Annotated in this window: 17 protein-coding genes; 9 read left to right on the top strand and 8 right to left on the bottom strand. The window is 62.7% G+C overall.

Annotated features, from left to right (window positions below; all coding sequences use genetic code 11):
• Nucleotides 1-18 precede the first annotated feature (18 nt).
• The 3 genes from NJU76_RS05065 to NJU76_RS05055 form a co-directional block, all read right to left on the bottom strand.
• On the bottom strand, nt 19-1326 hold the full coding sequence (locus NJU76_RS05065) for an MBL fold metallo-hydrolase (protein WP_254531710.1): 1308 nt from the start codon (nt 1324-1326) through the stop codon (nt 19-21).
• Between the two features lie 113 nt (nt 1327-1439).
• The gene (locus NJU76_RS05060; protein WP_254531709.1) at nt 1440-1784 is read right to left on the bottom strand and encodes a hypothetical protein; all 345 of its coding nucleotides are present in this window, start codon (nt 1782-1784) and stop codon (nt 1440-1442) included.
• 53 nt (nt 1785-1837) lie between these two features.
• Entirely contained in the window at nt 1838-2116 is a 279-nt protein-coding gene (locus tag NJU76_RS05055) for a WNWW family protein (protein WP_254532578.1), read from the bottom strand.
• Between the two features lie 449 nt (nt 2117-2565).
• Between NJU76_RS05055 and NJU76_RS05050 the strand changes: the two genes are divergently transcribed.
• The 4 genes from NJU76_RS05050 to NJU76_RS05035 all read left to right on the top strand — a co-directional run bounded on the left by NJU76_RS05050 (nt 2566) and on the right by NJU76_RS05035 (nt 4953).
• On the top strand, nt 2566-2958 hold the full coding sequence (locus NJU76_RS05050) for a 30S ribosomal protein S6e (protein ID WP_254531708.1): 393 nt from the start codon (nt 2566-2568) through the stop codon (nt 2956-2958).
• Between the two features lie 31 nt (nt 2959-2989).
• The gene (locus tag NJU76_RS05045; RefSeq protein WP_254531707.1) at nt 2990-3424 is read left to right on the top strand and encodes a DUF7112 family protein; all 435 of its coding nucleotides are present in this window, start codon (nt 2990-2992) and stop codon (nt 3422-3424) included.
• Nucleotides 3425-3692: 268 nt separating this feature from the next.
• A complete protein-coding gene (locus NJU76_RS05040) occupies nt 3693-4130 on the top strand; it encodes a DUF5807 family protein (RefSeq protein WP_254531706.1) in 438 nt (145 codons plus the stop codon).
• Nucleotides 4131-4257: 127 nt separating this feature from the next.
• Entirely contained in the window at nt 4258-4953 is a 696-nt protein-coding gene (locus NJU76_RS05035) for a hypothetical protein (RefSeq protein ID WP_254531705.1), read from the top strand.
• Nucleotides 4954-5032: 79 nt separating this feature from the next.
• Here NJU76_RS05035 and NJU76_RS05030 read toward each other — a convergent pair whose 3' ends face one another.
• The 3 genes from NJU76_RS05030 to NJU76_RS05020 all read right to left on the bottom strand — a co-directional run bounded on the left by NJU76_RS05030 (nt 5033) and on the right by NJU76_RS05020 (nt 7326).
• On the bottom strand, nt 5033-5272 hold the full coding sequence (locus tag NJU76_RS05030) for an antitoxin VapB family protein (protein WP_254531704.1): 240 nt from the start codon (nt 5270-5272) through the stop codon (nt 5033-5035).
• A gap of 42 nt (nt 5273-5314) precedes the next feature.
• On the bottom strand, nt 5315-6643 hold the full coding sequence (locus NJU76_RS05025; RefSeq protein ID WP_254531703.1) for a DHH family phosphoesterase: 1329 nt from the start codon (nt 6641-6643) through the stop codon (nt 5315-5317).
• Nucleotides 6644-6864: 221 nt separating this feature from the next.
• Nucleotides 6865-7326 (bottom strand): universal stress protein, encoded by a 462-nt coding sequence (locus NJU76_RS05020; protein ID WP_254531702.1) that lies wholly within the window; start codon nt 7324-7326, stop codon nt 6865-6867.
• 141 nt (nt 7327-7467) lie between these two features.
• On the opposite strand from NJU76_RS05020, the gene NJU76_RS05015 reads away from it, so the two are divergent.
• Nucleotides 7468-7926 carry a universal stress protein gene (locus tag NJU76_RS05015; protein WP_254531701.1) on the top strand — a complete coding sequence of 153 codons (459 nt, stop codon included), beginning with the start codon at nt 7468-7470 and terminating at the stop codon, nt 7924-7926.
• Nucleotides 7927-8066: 140 nt separating this feature from the next.
• Here the strand turns inward: NJU76_RS05015 and NJU76_RS05010 are convergent, their stop codons facing one another.
• Both NJU76_RS05010 and NJU76_RS05005 read right to left on the bottom strand, forming a co-directional pair.
• Entirely contained in the window at nt 8067-8651 is a 585-nt protein-coding gene (locus NJU76_RS05010) for a GNAT family N-acetyltransferase (protein WP_254531700.1), read from the bottom strand.
• Nucleotides 8652-8653: 2 nt separating this feature from the next.
• Nucleotides 8654-9025: a universal stress protein gene (locus NJU76_RS05005; RefSeq protein ID WP_254531699.1), complete on the bottom strand. Its 372-nt coding sequence runs from the start codon at nt 9023-9025 to the stop codon at nt 8654-8656.
• Nucleotides 9026-9175: 150 nt separating this feature from the next.
• Here NJU76_RS05005 and NJU76_RS05000 point away from each other — a divergent pair, with 150 nt between their 5' ends.
• The 4 genes from NJU76_RS05000 (at nt 9176) to NJU76_RS04985 (ending at nt 13791) form a co-directional block, all read left to right on the top strand.
• Nucleotides 9176-10609 carry an ATP-binding protein gene (locus NJU76_RS05000; protein ID WP_254531698.1) on the top strand — a complete coding sequence of 478 codons (1434 nt, stop codon included), beginning with the start codon at nt 9176-9178 and terminating at the stop codon, nt 10607-10609.
• A 383-nt stretch (nt 10610-10992) separates the two neighbouring features.
• Entirely contained in the window at nt 10993-11322 is a 330-nt protein-coding gene (locus NJU76_RS04995) for a hypothetical protein (protein ID WP_254531697.1), read from the top strand.
• A 63-nt stretch (nt 11323-11385) separates the two neighbouring features.
• Nucleotides 11386-12210, top strand: a complete 825-nt coding sequence (locus tag NJU76_RS04990; RefSeq protein WP_254532576.1) for an MBL fold metallo-hydrolase — start codon at nt 11386-11388, stop codon at nt 12208-12210.
• Between the two features lie 111 nt (nt 12211-12321).
• Nucleotides 12322-13791 carry an ATPase domain-containing protein gene (locus NJU76_RS04985; protein WP_254531696.1) on the top strand — a complete coding sequence of 490 codons (1470 nt, stop codon included), beginning with the start codon at nt 12322-12324 and terminating at the stop codon, nt 13789-13791.
• The last annotated feature ends 20 nt before the right edge of the window (nt 13792-13811 follow it).

Below are 13811 nucleotides of genomic sequence, written 5' to 3'. Positions count from 1 at the left end.
CGAGGGCCGCGTGCGTATTCAGACCACGATGCGCTCGCCCAGTTCGGGCGCAGTCGCATCGTAGCCGTCCTCGCGCAGTTCGGCCGCGAACCCCTCACAGCGATCACCGTGATTGACGAGTACTTTCGCGTCCGCGTAGGACTCGAGAAACGAGCGAAGCCCGTTCCGGTCCGCGTGCGCGGAAAAATCGTACTGCTCGACCTGGGCGCTGACCGGCATCATCCGGCCGTCGATTTCGGCGCTACCGGTCTCGAGCAGATCGCGGCCGGGCGTCCCCTCTACCTGATAGCCGGTCAGCGCGATTTTGTTCGTCGGGTGAGACCGGACTGCGGGAACGTAGGTCATCGCGGGGCCGCCGTGGAGCATCCCACTCGTTGTGACGATGACCGTATTTTGCTCCGCGATGCGCTCACGCTGGCCGTCGCGTCCGTCGACGAAGCGGGCGTTCCCCCTCGCTCGGCGCAACAGGTCCGGATCGCGCAGGAACGCTCGATTCCCTTCGCGTAAGAAGAGCTCCGTAACGCGTTTACCCATTCCGTCGACGTAACACTCGATGTCGTAGTGCTCACAGATGCACAGCACCTCCTGTGTGCGGCCGATTCCGAACGCTGGAACGACGACGGTTCCGCCCTCCCAGACCGTGATTCGAAGACTCTCGGCGAACTCGCGTTCGATGTCCGGGCGCGGCGGTCGCGTCACGTCGGAGTAGGTGCTCTCACAGAGGACGACGTCCGCGTCGGGCCGCGCGGTGGTGCCGGACAACAGTCGTTGCTCTTCGGTGTGGAAGTCGCCCGTGTAAAGCAGTTTCGTGCCGTCGGTGTCGGACGTCGTCTGATCGCTCGTCGACGGGGGATCGGTTGCGGTGTTCGGGGATCTACCTCCCTGATCGTCGACGAGGACGTGCGCGCTGCCGGGAACGTGGCCGGCATCGAAGAACGTGATTTCGTAGCCTGCCACCTCGAAGGGGTCGCGATACCCGTGGGTCTCCGAGACTTCGGCGACGCGAGCGAGTTCGGCTTCGGTGAACGGACAGTCGTAACTTCCACCGTGAAGTTTCAACGTGTCGCGGGCGAGGACCATCGTTAGGTCGTACGTCGGCGGTGTCCAGTGGATCGACGGGCGCGAGTCGCCCGACAGGAGCGCCGGAACGGAACCGACGTGGTCGAGGTGGCCGTGACTGACGACGACGGCCGCAGGGTCGACGTCGCCGACCGGAAATGCGGGCGGATTCCCAGAATCCATGCCGAAATCGAGCAACAGTGTGTCGTCCACGAGGATCGCGCTCCGGCCGATTTCACGAGCACCACCAAGCAACTGGACCTCCATTACGATCCGCTTGGTCTCCAGCCGGTTTGCCTCCGTTGGTTTGGATCGGCGGTCGGTCGTGACCCGTTGACTCGAGAGTCGTACGGTCGGCTCGCGGCGATGCGGGCGGCGAATCAGGAACTGTTCGATTGGACGTCATCAGCGCTCGGCGTTCTGGCGGCTGTCCGCTCGGTGAGCCCGATGAGATAGATGTCGAGTAGACAGATCAACAGGATTGCGAGGGGAATTGCCACATCGGTGTAGCTCACTGCGTCGAATTGTAGTGCCGTCACGACGAACGGCTCGTTGGGGGTGAGTGCGCCACCTATCGAGCGTGCGCTCAGAAACGCAATAGCGAGGCTGTAGCAGGCGAACCAGATCACGCCACGTTTCCACCGACCGAGATACCAGTGACCGAGGCCGGCAATGAGCGCTGACAGTGGATACGCCGGCCAGACCGGTCGTGACAGATCACTCATCGCCCCCCTCTATGTGACGAACGCTCATCGGTGTTGTCCTCCATATCGACTGATCACTTCCGATACCGCTGAATTCCGAATTGACCGTAGCCACCGTAGGCGGCCTCGAGCGACCCGATCCACCAGTTCCATCGCTCCGGCGGAGGTCCGTCGGGGGCGTCCGATAGTTCGCTCACGACGAGGTCATTCGTCAGCGTCGCCCCGACGTCTGCCTCGTACTGACCGGAATCCGCCAGGTCGACGGCTTGCCGAACGACGACGCGAGACTGGCCCGTCGTCCCGCCGAATTCGTCGCGCAGGCGTTTCTCGAGTCGTCCAGGATCGATGAACACGGATGGTTGTTGGCGTTCGATGTACTTGGCTGTTCGAGCGAACGGAACCCGAACGGGCGTTGACACCGTCGCCCCTCCAACTTTCCGGAAGAGTTCGCTCTTCCGAGCATTGCGGACGCTGTGAATCCGCTCAACAGGGGAGGGAAGGCAGTCCCCGAAACCCACCGTGAGTGAGCAGAGCGAACGAGCGGGCCGAAGACCGACCCGTAGTGAGCGAAACGAACGGCGGGAAGGGAAGAGTGCGTTTGATCGTCCGTTTGCGAGTACTGATACGGACTACTGTACGTCATTGCCGGTGCAACCACGACCGTCCTGCGGGTGCACCGGTACATCGTTACAACAGACCGTATGAGCGGCCGGAGGCACTGTCAGCGCCTCCGGCGGCTCAGAACGCAGTGCAAACGGTCGGGATCGATGTTCTTTTGAGCGACGGCCGTCTTCCGTCGGACATGGCAAGTTTCACTGTCGTTGTCGGCGACCCCGAGTCCGGGTCGTCCTACCAGCTCGAGGCGGAAGATCAGGACGCAAACCGGTTCATCGGCAAGTCGATCGGCGAGGAAGTCGACGGCAGTTCGGTCGGGCTCGACGGCTACACGCTCGAGATCACGGGCGGTTCCGACGACGCCGGACGTCCACTGAACGGCGAGATCGCCGGCTCGAATCTGAAAGAAGTGCTGATGAACGAGCGCCAGACTGGTTACAAACCCGAGCGCGACGGCGAACGCCGCCGGATCACGGTACGCGGCCGTGAGGTCTCTGATGCGGTCGCACAGATCAACGCCTCGATCACTGATCGCGGCAGCGCCGACGTCGACGAACTGCTCGGCGACGGCGACGAGTAACTCGCGTTACTGAGCTTCCATTCGTTCTCCCATGGCTGACAGAATTGCGAGCGATCATCCGTCGGTTCAAACGATCCGTTCGACGTGTACAGAAACGGCGGCCGGCGTCAAACTCGAGGTACCGGCCGACGACCGCGATGCGTTCCCGACAGACGAGATCGTCCGCGTCGTCCTCGACGGCACGGAACTGTTCGCGCGCGTCGAGCGGGCATTGACGGGCGAGGAGCTTTCAGTGCCGGGCGTCTACGAGACGCCCGATCTGGCTCGGGATCCGGGCGGTGCGACCGATCGACTGACCGAGTGGGTCGACGATCACGGCGTCTCCGCTGGTGGGTCAGTACTCATCGACGTCGTTGAACCCGAGTTCCTCTACGGCCTCCGGTTACCCGGCGAGACGGTCTATTACGACGCACGGGAGCCGCCAACTGACAGTTTGAGCGAAATCGCCAGGGACCTCGAGGACTGATCCGGACGCGACGGCACGCGGACGCATCGCGGTAACGTCGCTCGGAGCGAGGTGTTCGTCGAGCTCGTGACTCGACCGCCGTACGAACCACAGGAAATACCGCGATTCGCCTTTTTGCGAGACGTGATCGTCACGGATGGCGGGCGACGGCGATACTGAACCGGACCCACTGACGGTGGATCGCGCCTGTCTCTGCTGAACGGCCTCGACACCACACGACCGAACACGAATACCGCCCTTTTTCCACCTCGAACGCGAATACAGCGCCATGAGTGACCCACGTGAGGAGTTTCTGGCCGGCGAGCGGCCCGACGACGTCGCACTTTATCTCGCTGATTCGTACGTTTCCGACGAACGACTCGAGCAGTTCGGCGACCGCGTGGCCGACGGTGTTCTGATCGTCGTCGACGGTGAGCGCGGGCGGAACGCCTTCCGGGCGGCGACCGGAACCGGGGCGATGGAGTTCGCAAAGTCTGCGATGAACCTCGAGGGGACCATCGACGACGGTCTGACGAGTGGGAAGTGTCCGGACGTGTCGGCGGATGACGGTCACGCAGTTCAGTTCGTCTTCGCGTTCGCCGAGGAACGGAACGAGGAGGTCGGCGGCATCTACGCCGAGGGCGACGTCATTCACGCCTATGCCCAGTGTACGTGCGGGACGGCGTACTCGGACCGCTGGAATGCGGCCGACGCGCCGGACCTGTGACGCAACGGGGCACGCGGTGACGGGCAGTTCACATCAGCAGTGACTAATTGATCCCCACTACGTTGCCATACCCACTGGCAACTGCCGACCGTTTGCTTTTATCGGACGATCGCAAAAGGAAACGAAGATGAGTTCGACCGAGACCCCCTACGAGACCGGCGGCGGGTTCGGTTTTTCGAGCCGGGATGCGCGCGTGATCGGCGGCGCGAGCGTCCTGATGGCGATCAACGTCCTGTTGATGTACGTCCTCGTCGTGACGCCGCTCGCGGCGGTCAACGACTACCTGTTTGCGTTGCCCATCGTCGGCGCCCTCGTATACGGGGCGGCCATCGTCGGCGGCCAACTTGTCGCCGAACGAGGCGTCAGGGGCGGCGATACAGGAATCGCGTTCGTCGGAATGGTGATTTTGCAACTGGCGTTCGGGATCTTCGGCGCCGGAGTCCTCCGCTTCGCGCCTCGAGAAGCGCAACTGACAATCCTCGTCGTGACTGCGGTCGTCGTCGCCGTGATCACGGCCATCATCGGGGCCTACGTCTACGCGCGGTCGAAGACGTTCGAGCACTGGGGGTCGTACGCCAACTACGCGTTCATCGGCGGCCTCGTCGCGATTCTGATCGGGACGTTCGTCCCGTCCGTGCTGCTCCTGGGATTCGTCCTCGTCTTCCTCGGCTTTCTGCTCCGACTCGGCTGGGAGATCTGGAAGGTTCGAGATAGGCGGGAGGCGTCGGTGACGCTGCAGACGATCGGGGTGTACATCGCCGTCGCCGGTGTCTTCGTCCACGTTCTTCAACTCGTGCTGCGGTATTTCGCGTCGCGTCAGTAAGTTTCGATCTCGACTCCCTTGAGGCGATCGAAATCGTCCACGGTCCGCGTCAGTACAGGTTCGTCGACGATGGTCGTAGTCAGCCCGGTAACGACGTCACCGTCCGCAACCCGATCGCCATCGTGGTCGAATCAACAGGAAGTATTGTGAGGGGTCCCGTATTTCGCCCGACTTCTCGAACGACAGCAGTGTCGTCGAATACCGACCGTTCCCCGCCGAGGCGGAAGAGGGTCTCCGAAAACAGTCCGTCGCTCCGCTTGTGCGCGACGAGGCGGTCGGATGCTTCGTCGCTGAGTCGAATACGTTTGAACAGGTACATACAGCCGTATGCAGCCGAGTCAACGGTACTGTGATATCACCGCTATCGATCGTCCGTCGAGTCGTCTCCGCGATCCCCGTCTGACGAGTCACCATCGACGACTTCTCGGAACGCCTCGAGAATGACCTGTTTCGTCACGGCACCCCTGGTGGTCCAGTGGTTCGCGTAGTCGAGCATGTCGTCGTAGATGTCGGGTTTACAGCCCGCCGCCTTCGGGTGGCCGCCGCCGTTTACCCTCCCAGCGACCTCGTGGCAGCGGTCGAACGCATCCGTCCCCCGAATCGAGGCCGAGCCGGCGGGTTTGACGATCACCGACGCGTCGGCGCCCCGCTCGCGCATGGCCTCTGCGACTTCGTTTTGCGAACAGCGGCCGTACGTGATACCGACGGTGTAGCCGCCGATTTCGCGTAGTTCCGCCCGTCCGACGGCCTGGTCGATCAGCGCTTCCTTCTCGATGCGGCGTTCGGCGATGTACTCTTGGACCCACGCCGGCAGGTCGACGCCGTACTCGCGGACGATCTCGACGTACTCCGCGGGATCGGTCCAGTACGCGTAGTCCGCGAGATCATCACTCCTCGGGTCCTCTCGCAGCCAGAGGTCGTGATCCCGCGTGACCGCCACCAGTTCCTCGTACATCGGGCCGAACTCGTACTTGAGCGAGCGGTAGACGACGTCGGCGCTGCACTCTTCGTCCGAATCGCCGACGACGAGGTCGACGCCGGCGTCGCGAATCGACTGTGCGACGTCGTCGCTCCACTGGTGGTGATCGTACCAGGCGATTTGATCGGTGGTCTCGAGTACGGCCGCGAGTTCCTCCTCGACGTACTCGTACCTATCCGGTGCGAGATCGCAGACGAAGACGTCGATGCCCTCGTCTCCGTACTCGGCGACGCGAGCCAGCGCGTCCTCGATGTCGTGAGGACTTGCCGGGACGAGCGCGACGGAGTACGGCGTGGGTTCGGGCTCTTCGAGCGCTTGCTCGGTATCGTCCGCGCCGATGACGACGTTCTCCTCGTCGGTGTCGTCCGTCCGGTCTACACTCTGTGCCGGTTGATCCATTCCCGCGTCGGCAGCCGGCATCTGTCGGCCGTTATCACCGTCACCGTCACCGTCACTCCCACCGCTGTCGTACTCGTCGGGTTCCGGGACGTCCCGAACGTCGCCGTAGGCCTCCCGAACGAGCGCGACGCAGGCCAACCCATCGGCATCGGGGTCTGCGACGACGGCGACCTCAGCACCCTCGAGTGCGGCCGCAGTCTGCTGGTCCTCGAGGTCTTCTTCGAACGTATCGGGCAGGAAGAAGCCGGTTCCCGGGAGCACGGACTTTCGGGAGAGCGGCAGGTCGTCGCTGTCGATGAGTTCGTCGTACATGTCTCCTGATGGGTGAGCGGTGGGGAAGTAACCGCCGGTCTCGAAAGAGGCCCCTCTCCGTTTACGACGAGTCGGTCCCGGTTTCACACACTACGACGGTCGGGAAGCGAGTCAACGATGAGGAGGTACGGAGGGTGGCTCGGTGGCGGAGTCTCAAGACGCCCTGGCGGAGTTCGCTGTGTTGAGACGCTCGAGGCGAACCCGTCGCACGACGGACGGAATCAGCCGTCGACGATGGGTTCGTCGTCCTCGTCGGCTGTCGGATCGAGTTGGCGCACCGTCAGAACGGGAACCGGTGAGGTGCGAACGACCCGTTCGGCGACGCTCCCGAGCAGGAGACGGTTCTCACCGTGGCGGCCGCGTGTCCCGGTCGCGACCACGTCGGCGTCGACTTCGCGGGCGTACTCACAGATTTCGACGGCGGGGTGTCCCTCGCGGATCGCCGTCGCCACGTCTCGTTCCGTACGGTTCTCGACGGTGGCGAGCGCAGCGTCCGCGGTCGTTTCGAGCGCGGTCTCGAGCTCGTCTCGGAGTTGCTGGGGAGAGGCATCGACCTCACCGGCATCGATCACCGACAGCGCGTGGACGTCAGCGTCGAAGCGGTCCGCGAAATCGAGTGCGACGTCGACGGCTCGTTTCACGCTGTCGGAGCCGTCGGTGGCGACCACGACCGTATCGAACATGGTCGGGGATTACGCCCGTCATTGCTTAAATATCTCCGTTCGCTCGCGATCGACACACGACACGTGGACGCGAGCAGCGGGACCGGCGTGACCGCCCGTCGGAAGGTGGCCTTTTTTGTAACGGGCCACCCACTGCCGCGTATGGACGTCAGCGAGCCGTTAACCGTCGACACTGTTCTCGCACCGGTCGACGGCAGTGACGAGTCAGCAACCGCGGTCGAGTACGCCGTCGCCGTCGCCGAACGCTACGACGCGACCGTTCACGCGCTGTTCATTCTCGGACGCGGCGTCGTGTACGGACTGGACGCCGGCACGATCGACGAAGCCGACGTTGCCGAGAACACACAGGGCTTTTTCGACGGCGTGAGCACGGTCGCCGACGACGCCGACGTCCCCCTCATCACCTCGGTCGACGATGGCTTTTCGCGGACGCGGAAGACTCGTCACCCCGGCAACGTCGTCCTCGACACCGCCGACGCCGTCGATGCCGACTTCATCGTCCTCCCTCGAGAACCCGTCGCCGGGACCGAAGCGGAGGTCCTCGAGCAAGCGGCCGAGTACGTCCTGTCGTACGCGAGCCAGCCGGTCCTGTCGGTGTAACTCGTCTCGCTGCTCGACTCGGAACGTGGCGAGGTGCGTTCATCGTGCGAGAATCAGTTGCGAGTACACCTCACACTCACGGGACAGATGCGAGACGGGACGGACGCAGGGCGGGAGACCGATTTTTCGCGGAGAGACTGTCACGCCTCTTCGGCGTCTGAATCGAGCAAGATCGCCATCTCCTGCTCGAAGCTCTCGGTTCCAGTCGACTCGAAGCCGACCCGCTTGTAGAGGGCGATCGCCGGGTTGTTCCACCGCTCGACGGTCAACCAGACGTGAGTGATACTGATGTCGCTCGCGTGGCCCAGTAGATTCTCGAGCAGGGCCGTCCCGATGCCGGCCCGCTGGTACGCCTGCAGAACGAAGATGGCGAGTTCCCACTCGACGTCTCCGCGGTGTTCGATCGCCGACGGATCGTCGGTGTCGGGGACGAGCATGGCGTGTGCGATCACGTCGCCATCGTGGCGGGCAACGACGTTGATGCTGTACTCGCCAATCGTCTCGAGCCAGTTGCGAATGCGCGCTTCGCCGGTCGGCGGAATCCCCTGTGCCCGGTCCGTCGGATCGAACTCGGCGTACATTTCGATAACGTCCTCGAGTACCTCATCGGCGAGCGCCGTCGGTGACCGGATCTCGATCGAGCGGCCGTTTCGGTCCTCGACCGTCGTCGGCGGCGAGGGGAAGGGACCGGACGGTCTCTCGGGATACTGACGCGAACCAGCCATCGTTATCGCACCAGTTTGACCGTCGTCGGGGCATTCAGCAGGACGAACTCGGTTATCGGCCCGAGCTGAATCTTTCCCATTGGACTCAGCGTGCCGCCGCCAATGACCAGCTGATCGTATTCACCCTGTTCCGCGTAATCGACGAGCGCGCTCCCGGGATCACCATCGAGCGTCTCGACGGTGACGTCGTCCAAGCCAACCGACTCGAGCTGGTCGACCGTCTGTCGATACATTTCGTCTTGCGAGCGTTTCGCCTCGGGCTTGTCGACGACGACGACGGTGAGGTCGTCACCGACATCGCGAGTGCGCTCGATGGTCTGCCGGAGCGTCTTCACCGACTCGTCGCTGCCGCCGAGACCCAGCAACACGTTCATACCTCTGATTGTGAGCCGATGGACGAAAACGGTTGTGCCGATTCGGTGTCACGAGGTATCGTAGACCGCGTCAGTCGCTATACCGGTGCCGGGTCGCAGACGTTGTGCAGGACGACGCTGTTAAGAGCGTGTAGTGAGTACATTGATCGAATGAGTGATGCGGCGCTCGATGTCGTGGAGTTTCTGCTCACGACGAGCGTGTATTCAGACGACAGGACGCTTGACGAAAACGATCTTCCGCCATCGTACCGCCGGGTCTACTGGACCGGCGGCGTCGACGACGAGAGCGACGGCGGAGGCGGAGGAAGCGACAGGTCTGGTCGGAAACTCGCCGGTATCAGTCGCCCGCTGTCGGTCACGACCAGTGCCGCACGCGAGGCCACCGGCGTCGACCGCCCGTGGGAGGCCGTCTCCGATCTGATGTTCACCGAACGCGATGAGTTCTCCGGCACGATCACGCTCGCCCAACAGGAGATGGCCGAGGAGTGGTTCGCCGAACGCGCCGACGACGACCGATTGCTCGAGAATCCGACGCTGGCGAAACACTTCGAGCGCCACGACGAATACGACGTCGACGTCACCCACGAGACGGCCCGCGAGCGGAACCGCCCGATCCAGGCCGACCGCGTCTGGATCGACAGCCTCCTCGACGAGTACTTCGACGAGGAAGACGACGAGGAAATGCTCGACCTCGTGGAAGTGCGCGCGCCCGAGGAAGTCGAGATCACGCTCGAGGATCTCGTCCTCACGCTCGATCAGGAGAACGAACTGGACAAGATTTCGAAAGCGATCGAACACCGCGAGTACCTCTCCGACATCGGCCTGCGCGAGATTGGAAAGCTGCTGTTCGTCGGGCCACCGGGGACGGGCAAGACCTCGACCGCACAGGCACTGGCCCAGGACATGGATCTCCCGTTCGTCGAGGTCAAACTCTCGATGATCACCTCGCAGTACTTGGGTGAGACGGCGAAGAACGTCGACAAGACGTTCGAGGTCGCGAAACGGCTCTCGCCGTGTATCCTCTTTATCGACGAATTCGACTTCGTCGCCAAGACTCGCCGCAGCGACGAACACGCCGCGCTCAAGCGGGCGGTCAACACCCTGCTCAAGAGCATCGACAACGTCTCGCTCATCGAGGACGACGTGTTGCTCATCGGCGCGACCAACCATCCCGACCAACTCGACGACGCGGCCTGGCGGCGGTTCGACGAGATCATCAACTTCCCCAAGCCCGACTACGATATGCGGGCGGACATCCTCACAGTCATCACCCAGCAGATGGACATCGACGAGTTCGATCCCCACCTCATCGCCGAAGTCACCGAGGGACTGACCGGCAGCGACCTCCGGATGGTCCTGCGCGAGGCCGTCCTCGAGGCCCTGACCGAAGACCGGACGGAACTGACCCAGGACGACCTGCTCAACGCGGTCGAGGAATTCGAAGAGCGCGACACCTTGAAGAACATGGACATGATGGGCGGCAATCACGACGCGCTCGTTGCCGGCGGAGACATCGGCGACACCGCCAGTGACGGCGGCGAGCCGAGTGGTGGTCACTCGCACGACCACGACCACGATCACTGAGGATCGAACTACTTTGCTTTCGGACGGGAATACCGCATTCTGGTGAGAGACGAGTTGGTTGACCGGCTAGACGACTCTGTGTCACTCCCACTGTTACTTCGAGTTGTCGAACGGTTCGCCCGGTGGTTTTCGGCTCGAGAGATGGGTATCCGAGAATCCAGACGCGAACGTGAGCTCGTCCTCGAATGGACGATCAGCGCCGATACGATCGGTCCAGACGAGTGCGAAAAGAAGGGCCGTGTAGAGATCGGTCAATACTCCGAATTCGCGGAACGTGAACTCTCTTTTCGGTTTCGTGACCGAACACCGGGAGCAACGCGCCGTCGGGCGGGATCGGACTCCGGGGGAACACCCTTTATGCGATGCCTTCTAATCACACACCTATGAGCGATGACGAGAGACAGGGCGACGCCGCTGATGCGTTCGCCACCCGGGCACAGGAAACCCACGGCGAGTCGATCCGTCACCTCGTCGTCTTCGGTGACGCCGTCCGGGGTGATGACCGCGGCGTCCACACAGACGTCGAAGTGCTGCTGGTCCTCGAGGACGACGACGAGATGGCCGAATCCGAACTCGAGCGACTCGCCGAAACCGTCGGGCTCGAACACGGCGTCGTCTTCTCGGTCCACGTGTTGCCGGCCGGTCGTTTCGAAGCGAGCGAGGAGCATCCGTTCATCCGAACGGCGTTCGAGGAAGGGCGAGCGTATGTGTAATGAACGCGGCCTCGAACTGCCGGTTCTTCGATCCAGTGCGAAAGTGGGAGGGACGACGTGACGATGCGTGTCACCCTGCTCGGGACCGGCGACACGACCGGTACGCCGACCGTCGGCTGCGATTGTGATACCTGTATCGCCGCTCGCGAGCGCGGCATAGAGCGCACGCGATTTTCGGTTCACATCGAGAACGAACGCACCGACGAATCGATTCTGGTCGACTTCAGCCCCGATTTCCGGTATCAGTTCCTCCGCGACGACGTGTCGCTGCCCGATGCCGCCGTCGTCACGCACATCCACTTCGATCACCTCGACGGCCTCGGCAACGTCTTTCGCGTCTTCGACAATCTCGAGGTGTACGCCGCCGACGAGACCGACCCCGAAACCGGCGAGAGCGTGGCCGAGACGGTTCGAGACGACTACCACTACCTCGATTCCGTCACCGTCAGGCCGACGACGCCGCTCGACCCGGTCCGAATTTGCGGGTTCGACGTGACGTTGGTTCCGGTCGATCACCCGCCGCTGGTCTGTTACGGCCTCGCGATCGAGGATCCCGAGACAGGTGCGAGGCTCTCGTTGTCGGGTGATACGAGCTACGACGTGCCCGACGCCTCTCGGAACGTCCTCGCCGATGCCGACCTGTTGCTGGCCGACGGAATCGTCCCCGCGAATCTCTGTCAGTATCACCCGCTCGGCGGTCGCCACGAGGACGCTGACGGTGTCCCCCGGACGTTCGGGACGAAACATATGACTCGAGAGGGCGCGCTCGCGCTAGCCGACGAACTGAACGCCGCCCGGACGCGCCTCGTCCACGTCGCTCACTACTACCCGGCGGACGAGGCGTTCGCGGAGCCGCTGGCCGTCGATGGAGAGGAGTACGTTCTCTAGGTGACGACCGCCCTGTGTTTTCGACTGACCCAGGAGTCGAATGCCCTGTTCGTCGCTCGTTCACGTTTGCAAGCGAGCCATTCATCACGACGAGATCCGTTCTGGTTGAATATGCAAGGCAGCATTGCCCCGATCAGCAGCGGGGTAGCTGGGCTGGACGAAATCTTGAACGGTGGACTCGTCTCCGGCCGGATGTATCTCGTCCACGGCCGGCCGGGAACCGGGAAAACGCTCCTCGGGATGCACTTTCTCGAGGAGGGACTCGAACGGGACGAGACAGTCCTGTTCATCCACGGCGAGGAATCGCAGACGGAAATCCTCACGAATGGGGCGGCAGTCAACGTCGAGATAACCGACGCGGAGTTTCTCGACCTGGGTCCGGATTCGGACTTTTTCACCGAGGACTATTCGTACGATCTGGTGGAGCCGAGCGAAATCGAGCAGGAGCGATACACACAGGACATCCACGAAGCAATTCGGGAGATCGACCCGGATCGCATCGTCGTCGATCCGATCACGCAGCTTCGGTACGTCGAGGCGAACGAGTACCAGTTCCGCAAGCGTATTCTCTCGTTTATGCGCTTTCTGAAGGAGCGGAAGCTAACCGTTCTCACGACCGCGACGCCGTCGGCCGACCGAGTGTACAATACGGAGATACGGTCGCTGAGCGACGGGATCATCGAACTCGAGCGCGGCGAGAGCGGACGCCGAATCGAGGTAGCGAAACACCGTGCGCTCGGCCAGCGAGGAGGCAGCCACGGGATGGAAATCCGCGACAACGGACTCGAGGTGTATCCCCAGCTTCTCCCCGACCGCCAGTCGCGGCCGTTCGAACGGGACTCCGTTCGCTTCGGTATCGACGAACTAGACGACCTGTCGGGGGGCGGCTTCGATCAGGAGACCGTGACGTTCATCACCGGTCCGACGGGTGTCGGAAAAACCTCGACCGGGACGCAACTGCTCGCTTCTGGTGCCGATATTGGCCTGCGATCGGCGGTCTATCTCTTCGAAGAGAACGTCGAGACGTACGATCACCGGTCCGAGTCGATCGGCATTCCAGTCGCGGAGATGCGTGAGGAGGGAACGCTCTCGATAACCGAAGTCGAACCGCGCACGCTTTCCAGCGAAGAATTCGCCCACATGGTCAAGCGGCAAGTGGACCGACAGGAGGCAGATATCGTGATGATCGACGGGATCAACGGATACACGATGTCGATTCAGGGTGACGAAGAGGTGTTGTCGCGCGAACTCCACGCACTCACGCGGTATCTGAAAAATCGCGGCGTCACGGTCGTGATCACCAACGAGATACCGGAGATTACCGGCATCACGTCGGCCACTGACGGCAATCTCAGCTACATCGCCGACAACATCATGTTTCTGAGTTACGTCGAGATGGACGGCAGTCTCAGGAAGGTCGTCGGAATGCTGAAGAAACGCTCGAGCAGGTACGAGCACAACATCCGGGAGTTCGAAATTACGTCGGACGGCATTCGCGTCGGTGAGTCGTTGAGCGGGCTCTACGGCATCTTGCAGGGGACGCCACGTGCAGGTTGGCCTCCGGATTCACCTCAGGAATGATACCGTCACCGGCGTATTGC

Source organism: Natrinema gelatinilyticum (assembly GCF_024266705.1).
Lineage (GTDB): Archaea > Halobacteriota > Halobacteria > Halobacteriales > Natrialbaceae > Natrinema > Natrinema gelatinilyticum.
Note: the sequence above shows the minus strand (reverse complement) of the source record. Positions and strands in the feature narration are given on the sequence as shown.

Bases quoted from the DNA above. Each gene is read 5' to 3' on its own strand.
- NJU76_RS05065 (WP_254531710.1), bottom strand. From the start codon at position 1,326: ATGGAGGTCCAGTTGCTTGGTGGTGCTCGTGAAATCGGCCGGAGCGCG.
- NJU76_RS05060 (WP_254531709.1), bottom strand. From the start codon at position 1,784: ATGAGTGATCTGTCACGACCGGTCTGGCCGGCGTATCCACTGTCAGCG.
- NJU76_RS05050 (WP_254531708.1), top strand. From the start codon at position 2,566: ATGGCAAGTTTCACTGTCGTTGTCGGCGACCCCGAGTCCGGGTCGTCC.
- NJU76_RS05045 (WP_254531707.1), top strand. From the start codon at position 2,990: ATGGCTGACAGAATTGCGAGCGATCATCCGTCGGTTCAAACGATCCGT.
- NJU76_RS05040 (WP_254531706.1), top strand. From the start codon at position 3,693: ATGAGTGACCCACGTGAGGAGTTTCTGGCCGGCGAGCGGCCCGACGAC.
- NJU76_RS05035 (WP_254531705.1), top strand. From the start codon at position 4,258: ATGAGTTCGACCGAGACCCCCTACGAGACCGGCGGCGGGTTCGGTTTT.
- NJU76_RS05030 (WP_254531704.1), bottom strand. From the start codon at position 5,272: ATGTACCTGTTCAAACGTATTCGACTCAGCGACGAAGCATCCGACCGC.
- NJU76_RS05025 (WP_254531703.1), bottom strand. From the start codon at position 6,643: ATGTACGACGAACTCATCGACAGCGACGACCTGCCGCTCTCCCGAAAG.
- NJU76_RS05020 (WP_254531702.1), bottom strand. From the start codon at position 7,326: ATGTTCGATACGGTCGTGGTCGCCACCGACGGCTCCGACAGCGTGAAA.
- NJU76_RS05015 (WP_254531701.1), top strand. From the start codon at position 7,468: ATGGACGTCAGCGAGCCGTTAACCGTCGACACTGTTCTCGCACCGGTC.
- NJU76_RS05010 (WP_254531700.1), bottom strand. From the start codon at position 8,651: ATGGCTGGTTCGCGTCAGTATCCCGAGAGACCGTCCGGTCCCTTCCCC.
- NJU76_RS05005 (WP_254531699.1), bottom strand. From the start codon at position 9,025: ATGAACGTGTTGCTGGGTCTCGGCGGCAGCGACGAGTCGGTGAAGACG.
- NJU76_RS05000 (WP_254531698.1), top strand. From the start codon at position 9,176: ATGAGTGATGCGGCGCTCGATGTCGTGGAGTTTCTGCTCACGACGAGC.
- NJU76_RS04995 (WP_254531697.1), top strand. From the start codon at position 10,993: ATGAGCGATGACGAGAGACAGGGCGACGCCGCTGATGCGTTCGCCACC.
- NJU76_RS04990 (WP_254532576.1), top strand. From the start codon at position 11,386: ATGCGTGTCACCCTGCTCGGGACCGGCGACACGACCGGTACGCCGACC.
- NJU76_RS04985 (WP_254531696.1), top strand. From the start codon at position 12,322: ATGCAAGGCAGCATTGCCCCGATCAGCAGCGGGGTAGCTGGGCTGGAC.